Annotated in this window: 13 protein-coding genes; 7 read left to right on the top strand and 6 right to left on the bottom strand. The window is 65.0% G+C overall.

Annotated elements, in window-relative coordinates; genetic code table 11:
* Positions 1-65 precede the first annotated feature (65 nt).
* The 5 genes from ACVIW0_RS14560 (at position 66) to ACVIW0_RS14540 (ending at position 7,250) form a co-directional block, all read left to right on the top strand.
* Positions 66-1,715: an ABC transporter ATP-binding protein gene (locus tag ACVIW0_RS14560; RefSeq protein WP_461352961.1), complete on the top strand. Its 1,650-nt coding sequence runs from the start codon at positions 66-68 to the stop codon at positions 1,713-1,715.
* Positions 1,716-2,041: 326 nt separating this feature from the next.
* Positions 2,042-3,562, top strand: coding sequence for a M81 family metallopeptidase (locus ACVIW0_RS14555; protein WP_461357331.1), 1,521 nt, complete (start codon positions 2,042-2,044; stop codon positions 3,560-3,562).
* 5 nt (positions 3,563-3,567) lie between these two features.
* Positions 3,568-4,740 carry a M20 aminoacylase family protein gene (locus ACVIW0_RS14550; protein ID WP_461352960.1) on the top strand — a complete coding sequence of 391 codons (1,173 nt, stop codon included), beginning with the start codon at positions 3,568-3,570 and terminating at the stop codon, positions 4,738-4,740.
* A complete protein-coding gene (locus ACVIW0_RS14545; RefSeq protein ID WP_461352959.1) occupies positions 4,733-6,151 on the top strand; it encodes an amidase in 1,419 nt (472 codons plus the stop codon). The genes ACVIW0_RS14550 and ACVIW0_RS14545 overlap by 8 nt, the downstream gene beginning before the upstream one ends.
* 208 nt (positions 6,152-6,359) lie before the next feature.
* Positions 6,360-7,250, top strand: coding sequence for a crotonase/enoyl-CoA hydratase family protein (locus tag ACVIW0_RS14540; protein WP_461352958.1), 891 nt, complete (start codon positions 6,360-6,362; stop codon positions 7,248-7,250).
* 49 nt (positions 7,251-7,299) lie between these two features.
* Here ACVIW0_RS14540 and ACVIW0_RS14535 read toward each other — a convergent pair whose 3' ends face one another.
* The 3 genes from ACVIW0_RS14535 to ACVIW0_RS14525 form a co-directional block, all read right to left on the bottom strand.
* Positions 7,300-8,271 (bottom strand): NADPH:quinone oxidoreductase family protein, encoded by a 972-nt coding sequence (locus ACVIW0_RS14535; RefSeq protein ID WP_461352957.1) that lies wholly within the window; start codon positions 8,269-8,271, stop codon positions 7,300-7,302.
* Positions 8,271-8,882 (bottom strand): DsbA family protein, encoded by a 612-nt coding sequence (locus ACVIW0_RS14530; RefSeq protein WP_461357330.1) that lies wholly within the window; start codon positions 8,880-8,882, stop codon positions 8,271-8,273. The genes ACVIW0_RS14535 and ACVIW0_RS14530 overlap by 1 nt, the downstream gene beginning before the upstream one ends.
* Before the next feature lie 143 nt (positions 8,883-9,025).
* Positions 9,026-9,730 (bottom strand): glutathione binding-like protein, encoded by a 705-nt coding sequence (locus tag ACVIW0_RS14525; RefSeq protein ID WP_461357329.1) that lies wholly within the window; start codon positions 9,728-9,730, stop codon positions 9,026-9,028.
* Between the two features lie 99 nt (positions 9,731-9,829).
* On the opposite strand from ACVIW0_RS14525, the gene ACVIW0_RS14520 reads away from it, so the two are divergent.
* The gene (locus ACVIW0_RS14520) at positions 9,830-10,852 is read left to right on the top strand and encodes a methionine synthase (protein WP_461352956.1); all 1,023 of its coding nucleotides are present in this window, start codon (positions 9,830-9,832) and stop codon (positions 10,850-10,852) included.
* Between the two features lie 15 nt (positions 10,853-10,867).
* On the opposite strand, the gene ACVIW0_RS14515 is transcribed toward ACVIW0_RS14520, so the two are convergent.
* From ACVIW0_RS14515 to ACVIW0_RS14505, 3 genes are all read right to left on the bottom strand, one after another.
* Positions 10,868-11,491, bottom strand: a complete 624-nt coding sequence (locus ACVIW0_RS14515; protein ID WP_461352955.1) for a hypothetical protein — start codon at positions 11,489-11,491, stop codon at positions 10,868-10,870.
* 111 nt (positions 11,492-11,602) lie between these two features.
* Positions 11,603-12,130 (bottom strand): xanthine phosphoribosyltransferase, encoded by a 528-nt coding sequence (gpt, locus tag ACVIW0_RS14510; RefSeq protein WP_461352954.1) that lies wholly within the window; start codon positions 12,128-12,130, stop codon positions 11,603-11,605.
* 5 nt (positions 12,131-12,135) lie between these two features.
* Positions 12,136-12,888, bottom strand: coding sequence for a competence/damage-inducible protein A (locus tag ACVIW0_RS14505; protein WP_461352953.1), 753 nt, complete (start codon positions 12,886-12,888; stop codon positions 12,136-12,138).
* Between the two features lie 225 nt (positions 12,889-13,113).
* Here ACVIW0_RS14505 and ACVIW0_RS14500 point away from each other — a divergent pair, with 225 nt between their 5' ends.
* Positions 13,114-14,532, top strand: coding sequence for a circularly permuted type 2 ATP-grasp protein (locus ACVIW0_RS14500; protein ID WP_461352952.1), 1,419 nt, complete (start codon positions 13,114-13,116; stop codon positions 14,530-14,532).
* Positions 14,533-14,609 lie beyond the last annotated feature (77 nt).

Genomic DNA, 14,609 nt, shown 5'->3' with positions numbered 1-14,609 from the left:
CATCCCGGAATGACCCAAAACGAAATGCCCCGCTATCACTCCTTGCAACGCCGGTGGAACCATCAATGACCAACGTCGTCCTCGACATCAACAACCTCGTCGTCGGCCTCGGCCGCAAGGCGGATGCGCACCGCATCATTGATGACCTCTCGCTGCAAGTGCACGAGGGCGAGACGCTGTGCCTGGTCGGCGAAAGCGGCTCCGGCAAGTCGGTGACCTCGCTGACCACGATGGGCCTGCTGCAGAAGGGCACGCTGGTGCCGTTGGGCGGCAGCGTCAAGCTGGTCGGCGAGGAACTGCTCACCGCCACCGACCGGCGGCTGCGCCAGCTCCGCGCCACGCGGATGGCGATGATCTTCCAGGAGCCGATGACCGCGCTCAATCCGGTGGTGCCGGTCGGCCGCCAGATCGACGAGGTGCTGCGCGCCCATACCGATCTCGACGCCCGCAGCCGGCGCCAGAAGATCCTGGCGATGATGGAGCATGTACGGCTGCCGGACGTGCAGCGCATCTTCTCCTCCTACCCGCACCGCCTCTCCGGCGGTCAGCGCCAGCGGATCATGATCGCAATGGCGCTGGTGCTGGAACCAAAGCTCCTGATCGCCGACGAGCCGACCACGGCACTCGACGTCACCACCCAGAAGCAGATCCTGACCCTGATCCGCGACCTGCAGCGCGATCACGGCACCGCCGTCCTCTTCATCACCCACGACATGGGCGTGGTGGCCGAGATCGCCGACCGCGTCGCGGTGATGCGGCACGGAAGGCTGGTCGAGACCGGCCCGCTGCAGGACGTCCTGCGCAATCCCAAGATGGAGTACACCCGCAACCTCCTGTCCTCGGTGCCGAGCCTCGTACCGCGCGCGCCACGCCCCGAGACGAGAGAGCCGGTGGTGCTGGAAGCCAACGAGCTCAGCAAGGTCTACCGGGAGCGTTCGCTGTACGGCAAAGCCCGCGAGGTCGCCGCCGCCAGCAACGTCACGCTGACGCTGCGCAAGGGCCGCACCCTCGGCATCGTGGGCGAAAGCGGGTCCGGGAAATCCACGGTGGCGCGTTGCATCGTCCGCCTGATCGATCCGACCTCGGGCGGGGTGCGGCTTGCCGGCCGCGAGATCTCCGAGCTGTCGCGGCGGCTGTTGCAGCCGCATCGCCAGAAGATCCAGATCATCTTCCAGGACCCCTACCGCTCGCTCAATCCGCGCGTCACCGTCGGCGAGAGCATCGCGGAGGGCCCGATCAATTACGGCATGCCGCGCAAGGACGCACTGGCGCGGGCCCGCGAGCTGCTCGAGCTGGTCCATTTGCCGCCCGACGCCATCTCGCGCTACCCGCACCAGTTCTCCGGCGGCCAGCGCCAGCGCATCGCTATCGCACGCGCGCTGGCACTCGATCCCGACGTGCTGGTGGCGGACGAAGCGGTGTCTGCGCTCGACGTCTCGGTCCAGGCGCAGGTTCTGGAGCTGCTCGACGAAATCCAGCGGCGGCTGGGCATCGCGCTGCTGTTCATCACGCATGATTTGCGCGTCGCCGCCCAGATCTGCGACGACGTCGCCGTGATGCAGCGCGGCCGCGTCGTGGAACAGGGACCGGCAGCGGAGGTGCTGACCAATCCGCAGCAGGCCTATACCCGCGCGCTGCTCGATGCGGCGCCGGGCCGCGGCTGGGATTTTGCGAACTTCCGTCCGGTTTCGGAAGGCATCGTGGCAACGGCCTAGGTCTTTAATTGTCCCGTAGCCCGGATGGAGCGAAGCGAAATCCGGGGCGATCGATCTGGCGCGCAGGTCCCCGGATTGCGCTTCGCTCCATCCGGGCTACCGGGGCGCTCCGCTCGCAATGACGGACTGCGCTGAGGGCATGCAAATCCGGAGGTGCTCCGCGGCTTGCGCTTGGCGCGACGACACGCTTAACGTCGCGCACGAGAGCATGACCTTGAGGTGGGCACTGGTTTTCCCGAAAGATCACGCTCCAACCAACGAGATCAGATCGTGGTGCAAACCTTTCCAGTCGCACCATGTCGAAGAAACGTATCGAGACCAACTTGATGACCCGCATTGCCGTTGGCGGCTTCCTGCACGAGACCAACACCTTCGCACCGGCGAAGGCAACCTATGACGACTTCGTGCACGGCGGCGGCTGGCCGTCGATGACGCGCGGTGCCGAGGTGCTCAAGGTCATGCGCAACATCAATGCCGGCCTCGCCGGCTTTGTCGAGGCGGCGGAAGCCAATGGCTGGGAGCTGGTGCCGACGATTGCCACCGGCGCGACCCCGTCGGCGCATGTGACGAAGGACGCCTTCGAGCGGATCGTCAAGGACTTGGTCGACGGCATCGCCGCGGCCGGGCCGATCGATGGCGTCTATCTCGACCTGCACGGCGCCATGGTGACCGAGCATTATGATGACGGCGAAGGCGAAATCCTCGCCCGCGTGCGCAGGGCGATCGGCAAGGACGTTCCACTGGTCGCGAGCCTCGATCTGCATGCGAACGTCTCACCCGAGATGATCGAACATGCCGATGCGCTGATCGCCTACCGCACCTATCCGCACGTCGACATGGCCGACACCGGCCGCGCCTGCGCCAGGCATTTGGCCCTGTTGCTCAAATCCAGGCAACGTCTCGCAAAGGCGTTCCGGCAGCTGCCGTTCCTGATCGCGATCAGCTGGCAATGCACCAACGACCAGCCGGCCAAGGGCATCTATCAGAAGCTTGCGGCGCTCGAGAGCGACGCGGTTCCGACACTGTCGTTTGCGTTCGGCTTCCCGGCCGCCGATATCAGGGACTGCGGCCCGAGCGTCTTCGCCTATGGCCGGACCCAGGCCGATGCCGACGCTGCCGCCGACAGCATCGCCGCACTGGTCGAAAGCCACGACAACGATTTCGACGGCCCGATCCATACGCCCGACGAGGGCGTGCGGCTTGCGATGAAGCTCGCGGCATCGGCGTCGAAGCCGATCGTGATCGCCGACACCCAGGACAATCCCGGCGCCGGCGGCAATTCCGACACCACGGGCATGCTGCGTGCGCTGGTGCGCAACGGAGCAAGTGCCGCCACCGGCGTGATCTGCGACCCGCAATCGGCGCGCGCGGCGCACGCGGCCGGCGTCGGTGCGACGGTCACGCTCGATCTCGGCGGCAAGTCCGGTATTCCGGGCGATGCGCCTTACCGCGAGACCTTCCTCGTCGAGAAGCTCTCCGACGGCCGGTTCGTCGCGCCGGGGCCGTTTTACGGCGGCCGCGACATGGATATGGGACCCTCGGCCTGCCTGCGGATCGGTGACGTGCGCGTCGTGGTCGGCTCCTACAAGGCGCAGCTCGCCGACCAGGCGATGTACCGCTATGTCGGCATCGAGCCGACCGCGCAGAAGATCCTGGTCAACAAGAGCTCAGTGCATTTCCGCGCCGATTTCGAGCCGATCGCCGAAAAACTGCTGATCTGCGCCGCGCCCGGGCCGATGCCCGCCGATCCGGCCACGCTGCCGTGGAAACATTTGCGGCCGGGCATTCGTATCAAGCCCAACGGCCCGACTTTCACACCTACCTCCCCATCACGCACAAACGGATAGAGACCATGCCGACCATTGAGCGCATCGACAGTTTTGCCGACGAACTCACCGCCATCAGACGGGATCTGCATGCGCATCCCGAGATCGGCTTCGAGGAGGTGCGGACCTCAGGCATCGTCGCCGACAAGCTGACGAGCTGGGGCATCGAGGTGCATCGCGGCCTCGGCGGCACCGGCGTGGTCGGCGTGCTCAAGGGCAAGGGCAACGGCACCAAGAAGATCGGCCTGCGCGCCGACATGGACGCGCTGCCGATGGAGGAGAACACCAATCTGAAGTGGCGTTCGACCATTCCCGGCCGCTTCCATGGCTGCGGCCATGACGGCCACACCACGATGCTGCTCGGCTCGGCGCGCTATCTCGCCGAAACCCGCAATTTCGACGGCACCGTGCATTTCATCTTCCAGCCGGCCGAGGAAGGCCTCGGCGGCGCGCGCGCCATGATCAAGGACGGCCTGTTCAAGCAGTTCCCCTGCGACGAGGTCTATGGCCTGCACAACGCGCCCGACCTCAACCATGGCGAGATCGCGATCCTGCCGGGCCCGGCAATGGCCGCAGCCGACTTCTTCGACATCAGGATCCAGGGCTATGGCGCCCATGGCGCGATGCCGGAGCGCTCCAAGGACGCGGTGGTGATCGCCATGACGCTCGGACAGGCGCTGCAGTCGATCGTCAGCCGCAACGTCGATCCGCTGCAGGCAGCGGTGCTGTCGATCACCCAGATCCATTCCGGTTCGGCCTACAACGTCATCCCCGGGGACGCCTGGATGTGCGGCACGGTGCGCTGCTTCTCGGAGGAGATCCGCGCGCTGATCCGCAAGCGCATGCGCGAGATCGCCGCCGGCTTTGCCGCCGCGTATGGCGCCGAGATCTCGGTCGAGATCCGCGACGGCTTCAGCGTGCTGGTCAACCAGGAAGAGCAGTCCCGCGTGGTCGAGGACGTCGCGCGAACTGTGGTCGATCCGGCCAAGGTGATCACCCGCTCGACGCCCAAGATGGGCAGCGAGGATTTCGCAGACATGATGCAGGCCGTCCCCGGCGCGTATTTCTGGGTCGGCCACGATGGTTCAGTGCCCGTACACAATCCCGGTTACGTTCTCGACGACAAGATCCTGCCGATCGGCGCCAGCATGTTCGCCCGCATCATCGAGAAACGCATGCCGGTAGGCGCGCATGCATAAGCCGAAAGCGGACGCCATCACATCGCTGCACGATCTCTCCGCCGTCGACCTGCTCGCCGGCTATCGTGCCAAGCAGTTCTCGCCCTCCGAGGTGCTGGAGGAAATCATCTCCCAGGTCGCGACCTGGGAGCCGCACATCAAAGCACTGTATCTGTACGACCCGGACGGCGCGCGCAAGGTCGCCAAGGCCGCGACCGAGCGCTGGCAGCAGAGCGAGCCGACCGGCACGCTCGATGGCGTACCGGTCACCATCAAGGACAACGTCGCGACCAAGGGCCAGCCGACCCCGCTCGGCGCCGCCAGCGTCAAGCTCACGCCTGCGGAAAAGGATGCGCCGCCCGCGGCGCGGTTGCGCGAAGCCGGCTGCGTGATCTTCTCCAAGACCACGATGCCGGATTACGGCATGCTGTCGTCTGGCCTTTCCTCGTTCCATCCCCTCACCCGCAATCCCTGGGATGTCAGCAAGAACCCTGGCGGCTCAAGCTCGGGCGCGGGCGCGGCCGGTGCCGCCGGCTATGGTCCCTTGCATCTCGGCACCGATATCGGCGGCTCGGTGCGGCTGCCGGCCTCCTGGTGCGGCCTCGTCGCGCTGAAGCCGAGCCTTGGCCGCGTGCCGATCGATCCGCCCTATGTCGGCCGCGTCGCCGGCCCGATGACCCGCACCGTCGACGACGCCGCGCTGATGATGAGCGTGCTGTCGCGCCCTGATCGCCGCGACGGCATGAGCCTGCCGGCACTGGAAGTGAACTGGAAGGCGCTGGAAAAGTCGCCACGCAAGCTGCGCATCGGGCTGATGCTCGATGCCGGATCAGGCCAGAAGGTCGAGAAGGAAGTCCGCGAGGTCGTGGTCGAGGCGGCGAAGGCGTTCGAATCCGCCGGCGCCGTGATCACCGAGATCGGCGGCATCCTGACGCCCGAGATGCTCGACGGGCTCGACAATTTCTGGCGTGCGCGAACCTGGGACGAGCTGTCGAAACTGTCCGAGGCCGAGCGCGGCAAGACGCTGCCCTACATCCTCAACTGGGCCGAGGCCGGCGCAAAACTCTCCGGCGTCGATGTGGTGCGCGGCTTCAACCAGACGATGGCAATCCGCGCGGCCGCCGCAAAACTGTTCTGCGAGGTCGACTATGTGATCTCGCCGGTGTCGCCGGTGGTGAATTTCCCGGCGGAGTTCGCCGCACCGCTCAACGACCACGCAAAGCCGTTCGAGCACATCTGCTTTACCGTGCCGTGGAATATGTCGGAGAATCCGGCGCTGTCGATCAACGCGGGCTACGACAAGAAGGGCTTTCCGATCGGTGTCCAGATCATCGGCCGCCGCTTCGACGACATCGGCGTGCTCGGCATGGGCAAGGCGTTCGAAGGCCTGCGGGGCCCGCAGAGGCCGTGGCCGACGCCACCGAAGAAGTAAAATACCTCCACTCGACATTCCCCGGTGCGCAATTGCGCACCTGAGGATGACCCGAAGGGTCAGGCCCGGAATCCATTTGTCCGCGTAACCTGCGGATGAATGGATTCCGGGCTCGCGTTTCGCGCGCCCTCAGGTGCGCAATCGCGCACCGGGGAATGACGTGCTAGAAAAATCTAAGAAGATAACACACAGGAAGGGAATCATCCCCATGGCGTATGAGACGATCAAGTACGAGGTCGCCGAGCAGATCCTGACCATCACGCTGAACCGGCCCGACAAGCTCAACGCCTTCAACGCCACGATGCAGCAGGAGCTGATCGACGCGTTCGACAAGGCCGACAAGGATGACGACGTCAGAGCGATCATCGTGACCGGCGAAGGCCGCGGCTTCTGCGCCGGTGCCGATCTCTCCTCCGGCGCCAACACGTTCGACCGCGATGCACGGCGCGGCCCGGTCAAGCGCAATGCCGACGGCAGCGTCGACTACAGCGATCCGCAGGTCCGCGACGGCGGCGGCCAGGTGACGCTGCGCATCTTCAAGTGCCTGAAGCCTGTCATCGCCGCGGTGAACGGTCCGGCGGTCGGCATCGGCGTCACCATGCAGCTTGCGATGGACATCCGCATTGCCTCCGAAGCCGCGCGCTTCGGCTTCGTGTTCTCCCAGCGCGGCATCGTTCCGGAGGCCGCTTCGAGCTGGTTCCTGCCGCGCATCGTCGGCATCTCGCAGGCGCTGGAGTGGTGCTATTCCGGCCGCGTGTTCCCGGCGCAGGAAGCGCTCGCCGGCCGGCTGGTCAGCAAGGTGGTGCCGCCGGACGAGCTGCTGCCGACCGCGCGCGCGCTCGCCAGGGAATTCGCGGCCAAGACCGCGCCGGTGTCGGTGGCGCTGATCCGCCAGATGATGTGGCGCATGCTCGGCGCCGACGATCCGATGGAAGCGCACAAGGTCGACAGCCGCGGCATCTATGCCCGCGGCCGCTCCGAGGACGTCAAGGAAGGCGTGGTGTCGTTCCTGGAAAAGCGTCCGGCGCAATTCAAGAACAAGGTCTCGTCGGACATGCCCGACTATTTCCCGTGGTGGCAAGAGCGCGACTATAAGTGAGCGAAGTCGCAAAACGGCAGGGCGGATTACTAATCCGCCCTGCGCACCGCTACATGATCAAAGCCACCCGCCCGATCGCCTTGCGCTCGATCAAGAGCCGCATCGCCTTCGCGTAATCCTCCAGCGGCAGCCGGTGTGAGATATTCGGCCGCACCCGGCCCGCCTCGGCCCAATCGCTCAGCGCCTTGAACCTGACCTCGCCGAGCGCGGGGTCCTTGCGCACCGCCTCGCCGGCGCGGACGCCGAGCACGCTCGCACCCTTGATCATCAGCAGATTGGTGCGCGCGAGACCGATGCCGCCGGTGAAACCGACGACGAGAATCCGCGCGCCCCAGTTGATGCAACGCATCGAATTCTCGAACACCTCGCCGCCGACCGGATCGAACACGACGTCGGCGCCGCGGTCGTCGGTGAGACGCTTGACGGCGTCACGGAACGGCTCGGTCGCATAAAGCACGAGATGATCCGCACCTCGTTGTTTCGCGATCGCAAGCTTCTCCTCGGATGACGCCGCCGCGATCACCGTGGCGCCGAGCAGCTTGCCGATCTCGACCGCGGCAAGTCCGACGCCGCCGCCGGCGCCATGCACCAGCAAGACCTCGCCCGGCTTGATCTGCCCGCGGTCGATCAACGCATGATACGCGGTGCCGTGCGCGGCAAGGAAGGTCGCGCCTTCCGCATAGTCGAAGGTCGACGGCACCGGCACGAGCTGCGACGGCACCGCGACCGTTTCGTCGCAATAGGCGCCGAAGCGCATCTTGACGATCACCTTGTCGCCGACCGCGACACCGGATGCGCCATTGACCTCGACGACATCGCCGGCGGCTTCCGAGCCCGGGGTGAACGGCAGCGGCGGCTTGAGCTGGTACTCGCCGGCGGCCATCAGGATATCGGGGAAGTTGATTCCCGCGGCGCGGATCGCAACGCGGACCTGTCCCGGCTGCAACGGCACCGAGGCAAAATTCTCGAGCTGAAGACGCTCGGGCGGGCCGAGCTCACGGCAGACAACGGCTTTCGGCATCAGGCAGCCCGCGCCTTGAGACGGGCGAGCGCCTCGCGGATCAGCGGCAGGCGGTCATTGCCGAAATACATATCGGTCTTGTCGAGATAGATCGTCGGCGAGCCGAATCCACCGCGCGCCATCACCTCCTCCGTGTTGGCCTTAAGCTGGTCCTTGATCGCCTGATCGCTGATGCCGGCGAAGAACTGCGCCGGGTCGATCCCGAGCTTGGTGCAGATCTCGCTCAGCACAGCATCCTGCGAGATGTCCTTGTCATCGCCCCAATAGGCCTCGAACACCGCGCGCGCGAACGGCACCATCTTCTCGTTGCCGAGAAGGATGCAGCCGCGCATCGCCTTGACGCTGTTCACCGGAAACACAGTCGGCGGCATCTTGATCGCAAGCCCGGCCGAGCGCGCCCAGTCGGCAAGATCCTTCTTCATGTAGCGCGCCTTCAGCGGCACCGGCTTCTCGCGCTGCGCGTAGACCGACGGATTGACGGTGTTGAAGATGCCGCCGACCAGGATCGGCCGCCAGGTGATCGGAGTATCGAACTCCTTCGCCAGCGGCTGGATGTTGTGCCAGGCGAGGTAAGTCCACGGGCTGGAACAGTCGAAGAAGAATTCGATCATGGCGTTTCCCTTTGGTTTCATTTTTAATCTCGTCATTCCGGGGCGCGACGAAGTCGCGAGCCCGGAATCCACTTATCCACGGAATGTGTGGTCGAATGGATTCCGGGCTCGCGCCAAAAGGCGCGCCCCGGAATGACACTCAACTATTTCTTCTCGACCAACTCCTTCGCACGCTGGCCGAACATGTTCTTGCGGGATTCCTCGTCGACCGGCTCCTTGACGAATTTTCCGATCGCAAGCCCTGCCTGCACCTGCGGCCGGGCGCGGACGGTGGCGTACCAGCGCTTGATGTTCGGGAAATCGTCGAGGGTGAAGCCCTGCGCCTTGTGGGTCATGGTCCAGGGGAAGCAGGCGATGTCGGCGATCGAATAGTCGGGGCCTGCGATATAGGCGCCGGTCTTGCCGAGCTGGCGGTCGAGCACGCCATAGAGCCGCGCCGTCTCGTCGCGGTAGCGCTCGATCGCATAGGGAATCTTCTCGGCCGCATAGAGCGCGAAATGGCCGTGCTGGCCCAGCATCGGGCCGAGGCCGCCCATCTGCCACATCACCCATTGGATGACGTTCGACCGCGCACGCAGCTCCCTGGACAGGAAACGACCGGTCTTGTCGGCGAGATAGATCAGGATCGCGCCGGTCTCGAACACCGAGAACGGCCCGCCGCCGTCGGCCGGCTGATGGTCGACGATCGCGGGGATGCGGTTGTTCGGGCTGATCGCCAGGAATTCGGGCTGAAACTGCTCGCCGGCGCGGATGTTCACCGGGATCACCGTGTACGGCAGCCCCAGTTCCTCCAGCATGATCGAGATCTTCCAGCCGTTCGGCGTCGGCGCGTAGTGCAGGTCGATCATCGGCGTCCACTTCCCCATCACAAAGACTTTTGTTGTTCTGTACCTCCACCTTAGGACATGGCACACAGACGCTCAATCAGAACCCGTCGGGAGGCACCCATGCTTTTTCCAACCACGATCGCAGGCTCGCTGCCGAAGCCGGAATGGCTCGCCGAGCCGAACATGCTGTGGGCACCGTGGAAGTCGGAGGGCGCTGAGCTCGCCCGCGCCAAGCGCGACGCCACCGTGCTTGCGGTCAAGCTGCAGGAGGATGCCGGCATCGACATCGTCACCGAGGGCGAGCAGGCGCGCCAGCATTTCGTGCACGGCTTTCTGGAGCGGATCGAGGGCATCGATTTCGCCCACAAGGTCGAGATGGGCATCCGCAAGGACCGCTACAAAGCGATGGTGCCGCAAGTGGTCGCACCGCTGCAGCTCAAGGGCCGCGTCCATGTAAGCGAAGCGCGTACAGCGCGCGCCCACACCAGGAACAGGCTGAAGTTCACCCTGCCAGGTCCCATGACAATCATCGATACCATCGCCGACCAATATTACGGCGACCGGGTGAAAATGGCTTTCGCCTTTGCCGAGCTGTTGAACCAAGAGGCAAAAGCGTTGCAGGCTGACGGCGTCGACATGATCCAGTTCGACGAGCCTGCGTTCAACGTCTACATGGACGAGGTGCGCGACTGGGGCATCAAGGCGCTGGAGCGCGCCGCCGAGGGGCTGACCTGCGCCACCGCCGTGCACATCTGCTACGGCTACGGCATCAAGGCCAACACCGACTGGAAGCAGACGCTCGGCGGCGAGTGGCGGCAATATGAAGAGACGTTCCCGGTGATCGACAAGAGCACGATCCAGCAGGTCGCGATCGAATGCCGCAACTCGAAAGTGCCGATCGAACTGCTCGCCGCCCTTCCCGGCAAGATCGTGCAGGCCGGCGTGATCGACGTCGCCAGCGACGAGGTCGAGACGGCGGACGACGTCGTCAAGGTGATCGAGGCGGTCGCCAAGCACGTGCCGAAGGCCAACATCATCGCCACCACCAATTGCGGCATGGCGCCGATGCGGCGGGATATCGCCGAAGCCAAGCTGATTGCGCTCGGCGCGGGCGCGAAGCTGGCGCGGCAGCGGCTGGCGTAAGCACAGCGCCGGCGCTCAGGCAAGCGAAGCCGCCGCGCTCGGATGCAGCACCGGCCGATAGCCGGACTGAAATGCACGGACGGTCGACGGCGGCGTCAGCAGCATCGCCGCGCCTGCGACCTCTGCGCGCTCGTAACCGGCAAAGGACCAGCGCAGCGTGGTGCCGGCCGTAACGAGAAAGCTCTCGCCATCGGCCTGGGCCATCGTGCCATCGGGAAGCTCGGCGAGTGGCAGCGGCAGCGGGTGCAGCCGCTTCCTGCCGCGGTCGAGCCGCTCGGCATGCAGCACCGCATCCATCGCCTTGGCGCTGAGATCGCTGACGTCGTTGCCCTTCTCCCAGGCCGCGCGAAACCGGTTGGCGTCGTCGCGGCGGCAGTAGAAGCAGGGCCGGTGCCCAGCCGCGAACGCGGTGGCTTCATCGAGGAAGAACAGCTCGGTCCAGCTCTGCCGGCTCATTACCTTACGTCGCCGGCCCCTGAACGCGCAGACGCAGGTGAGCCAGGCCGGCGACGACCAACGTTTGTTCAGCAGCGTCCGCGTCGCGGGATTATGGATGATGCCGCGGTTGCCGGTGAAGGTGCCGCGATGCTCTGACGCGACGATGTCGCCTGTCGGAGTGACGCGGTTCTGTAGGGGCATGGCGCGTGTCCGATGTCCATCACCGTCATTCCGGGATGGTCCGAAGGACCAGACCCGGAATCTCGAGATTCCGGGTTCGATGCTTTGCATCGCCCCGGAATGACTCGCGTGTCACGCCGCCCCATCCCTGATCGGCGGCTGAAACGACAGCGCAGTATCCCACGGAAAGTAGATCCAGGTGTCCTGCGACACCTCGGTGATGTAGGTGTCAACCAGCGGCCGCCCCTTCGGCTTGGCGTAGACGGTGGCAAAATGCGCGTCGGGCAGCATCTCGCGCACCATCTTGCCGGTCTTGCCGGTGTCGACCAGGTCGTCGACGATCAGCAACCCCTTGCCGGTGCCGCTGCCGAGCTTGGCGGTCTGCTCCGAAATGCCCTTGAGCACCTTCAGGTCGCCCTGCTTGTCATGGTCATAGCTGGCGATGCAGACGGTATCGATCACCCGCAGGCCGAGCTCGCGCGCCACGATCGCGGCTGGCACCAGCCCGCCGCGGGTGATCGCGATCACCGCATGGAACGGGCCCACTTCGTTCAGACGCCAAGTCAGCGCCCGGCAGTCCCGGTGGAATTGATCCCACGAGACCGGGAAGGGCCTGCCGGCCCGGTCCTGCGCACTTGATTCAGAATTTCGCTCGACCATATCGTTCACCCCGCCGGCTTCTTCTGCGCGGCCTGCACTTGCTTCAGCATCTCCTTCACCGCGGCCATTGCAGTCGCGAGCTTCTCCGGATCGCGCGAGCGGACCACCAGATTGGTGTTCGGCTTCTGGTTCTCGTCCTGGAACGGATAGCTGCCGATGATGGTGTCGGGATTGGCCTCCGCGATCGCCCGCAGCGGGCCGCCGATATCGCCTTCCCGCGCGTCGGCGCGGACCGAATCCGACAGCATCCGCACGCCGGATTTCAGGGTCGGCGCCACGATATCCATCATCGCCTGCATGATGGAGGGGATGCCGGCCATCACGATGACATTGCCGAGCTTGAAGCCCGGCGCCAGGATAGTCGCGCTCTGGATCAGCTCGGCGCCATCGGGCACACGGGCCATCCGCAGCCGCGCCTCGTTGAGGTCCTGTTCGCTCCAGCGCTCCCTGAACCGCGCCACCACCTCGGGGTGATGGTGGATATCGACCCCGAACGCCTTCGCCACGCTGTCGGCGGTGATGTCGTCATGGGTCGGCCCGATGCCGCCGGTCGTGAACACGTAGGTGTACCTATGTCGCAGCGCATCAAGGGCGGAGACGATGTCGGCCTCGTCGTCGGCGACGATGCGGACCTCTTTCAGGTCGATGCCGATATTGGTCAGGTATTCGGCGATGAAGCCAATATTCTTGTCCTTGGTCCGGCCGGACAGGATCTCGTCTCCGATCACCAATATACCCGCCGTGACGATCTCGCTCATGGTCTCATTCCCTAACTTGATCCCCTGACATTGCCGATCCAATGCCTTGATGTCACGAGGTTTTGCCGCCGAATTAAGCAGACCTCAGCCAGTTTTTCGGGCAGGCCTTGCACCTCACCCTTAGCAAATGCCACACGCCAATGCATATCGCGCTGGCCCGCCCCTTGCTACCATCCCATCAAGTCATGCACTGTGTCACATGGCTTGGGAGGGCAGTCAGGATATATGGCAGTCGCGTTCGATGAGATGAATGGCCTTGGCGAGGACCTTCGCCCGGCCTACCAGGAGCTCTCCCGCTGGCTCAAAGAGACGCCGCCGGATGCGCTCGAATATCGACGCCAGGAAGCGGAGCTGCTGTTCCGCCGGATCGGCATCACTTTCGCGGTCTATGGCGATTCAGAGGCCCAGGAGCGGCTGATCCCGTTCGACGTCATCCCGCGCATCATCTCCGCGACCGAGTGGACGCTGCTGGAGAAGGGCCTGAAGCAGCGCGTGCTCGCGCTCAACATGTTCCTCAGGGACATCTATCACGGCCGCGACATCCTGCGCGCCAACGTCATCCCCGAAGACCTGATCTTCCAAAACCCGGTATTCCGACCGGAGATGAACGGGCAGGACGTGCCGCACGACATCTACGTTCATATCGCCGGCATCGACATCATCCGCACCGATCCGGACAATTTCATTGTGCTGGAGGACAATGCGCGCACGCCGTCGGGCGTGTCCTACATGCTGGAAAACCGCGAGATCATGATGCGGCTGTTTCCGGACCTGTTCGCGCGGCACCGCGTAGCTCCAGTCGAGCGCTATCCGGACGAGCTGTTGTCGGCGCTGCGCTCGGTGGCGCCGCACAGCGCCGCGGCCGAACCGACGGTCGCGCTGATGACGCCCGGCGTCTACAACTCGGCCTATTACGAGCACTCGTTCCTGGCCGACAAGCTCGGCATCGAACTGGTCGAGGGGCGCGACCTCATCGTCAAGAACGACGAGGTGTTCATGCGCACCACCGAGGGGCTGAAGCGGGTCGACGTGATCTACCGCCGCGTCGACGACGATTTCCTCGATCCCCTCACCTTCCGTCCGGACTCCGCGCTCGGCGTTCCCGGGCTGATGTCGGCCTATGCGGCCGGCAACATCACGCTCGCCAACGCGGTCGGCACTGGCATCGCCGACGACAAGGCGATCTACTCCTACATGCCCGACATCGTGAAGTTCTACCTCGGCGAGGAACCGATCCTGAAGAACGTGCAGACCTGGCGCTGCCGCGAGGCGCAGGATTTGTCCTACGTGCTCGACAACCTCGCCGACCTTGTCGTCAAGGAGGTGCATGGCTCGGGCGGCTACGGCATGCTGATTGGCCCTGCCGCCACCAAGGCCACCATCGAGGCGTTCCGCGACAAGCTGAAGCGCGAGCCGGAAGGTTTCATCGCCCAGCCGACGCTGGCGCTCTCGACCTGCCCGACCTGCACCGAGAAGGGCCTGGCACCGCGCCATGTCGACCTCCGCCCGTTCGTGCTGACCGGCTCCAGCCAGACCACCATCGTGCCCGGCGGCTTGACCCGCGTCGCCCTGAAGGAAGGCTCGCTGGTGGTCAATTCGAGCCAGGGCGGCGGCACCAAGGACACCTGGATACTGAGTGAGTGATTTTTGTCGCAGCATGACGCGCAAGGCCTCCTTCCCCCTGAAAGGGGGAAGGTCGGGATGGGGGTCGGCCACTTGCG

The organism is Bradyrhizobium sp. USDA 4454, assembly GCF_054822705.1.
This window is presented reverse-complemented; position numbering and strand designations above follow the sequence as displayed.

Bases quoted from the DNA above. Each gene is read 5' to 3' on its own strand.
- ACVIW0_RS14560 (WP_461352961.1), top strand. From the start codon at position 66: ATGACCAACGTCGTCCTCGACATCAACAACCTCGTCGTCGGCCTCGGC.
- ACVIW0_RS14555 (WP_461357331.1), top strand. From the start codon at position 2,042: ATGACCCGCATTGCCGTTGGCGGCTTCCTGCACGAGACCAACACCTTC.
- ACVIW0_RS14550 (WP_461352960.1), top strand. From the start codon at position 3,568: ATGCCGACCATTGAGCGCATCGACAGTTTTGCCGACGAACTCACCGCC.
- ACVIW0_RS14545 (WP_461352959.1), top strand. From the start codon at position 4,733: ATGCATAAGCCGAAAGCGGACGCCATCACATCGCTGCACGATCTCTCC.
- ACVIW0_RS14540 (WP_461352958.1), top strand. From the start codon at position 6,360: ATGGCGTATGAGACGATCAAGTACGAGGTCGCCGAGCAGATCCTGACC.
- ACVIW0_RS14535 (WP_461352957.1), bottom strand. From the start codon at position 8,271: ATGCCGAAAGCCGTTGTCTGCCGTGAGCTCGGCCCGCCCGAGCGTCTT.
- ACVIW0_RS14530 (WP_461357330.1), bottom strand. From the start codon at position 8,882: ATGATCGAATTCTTCTTCGACTGTTCCAGCCCGTGGACTTACCTCGCC.
- ACVIW0_RS14525 (WP_461357329.1), bottom strand. From the start codon at position 9,730: ATGATCGACCTGCACTACGCGCCGACGCCGAACGGCTGGAAGATCTCG.
- ACVIW0_RS14520 (WP_461352956.1), top strand. From the start codon at position 9,830: ATGCTTTTTCCAACCACGATCGCAGGCTCGCTGCCGAAGCCGGAATGG.
- ACVIW0_RS14515 (WP_461352955.1), bottom strand. From the start codon at position 11,491: ATGCCCCTACAGAACCGCGTCACTCCGACAGGCGACATCGTCGCGTCA.
- gpt (WP_461352954.1), bottom strand. From the start codon at position 12,130: ATGGTCGAGCGAAATTCTGAATCAAGTGCGCAGGACCGGGCCGGCAGG.
- ACVIW0_RS14505 (WP_461352953.1), bottom strand. From the start codon at position 12,888: ATGAGCGAGATCGTCACGGCGGGTATATTGGTGATCGGAGACGAGATC.
- ACVIW0_RS14500 (WP_461352952.1), top strand. From the start codon at position 13,114: ATGGCAGTCGCGTTCGATGAGATGAATGGCCTTGGCGAGGACCTTCGC.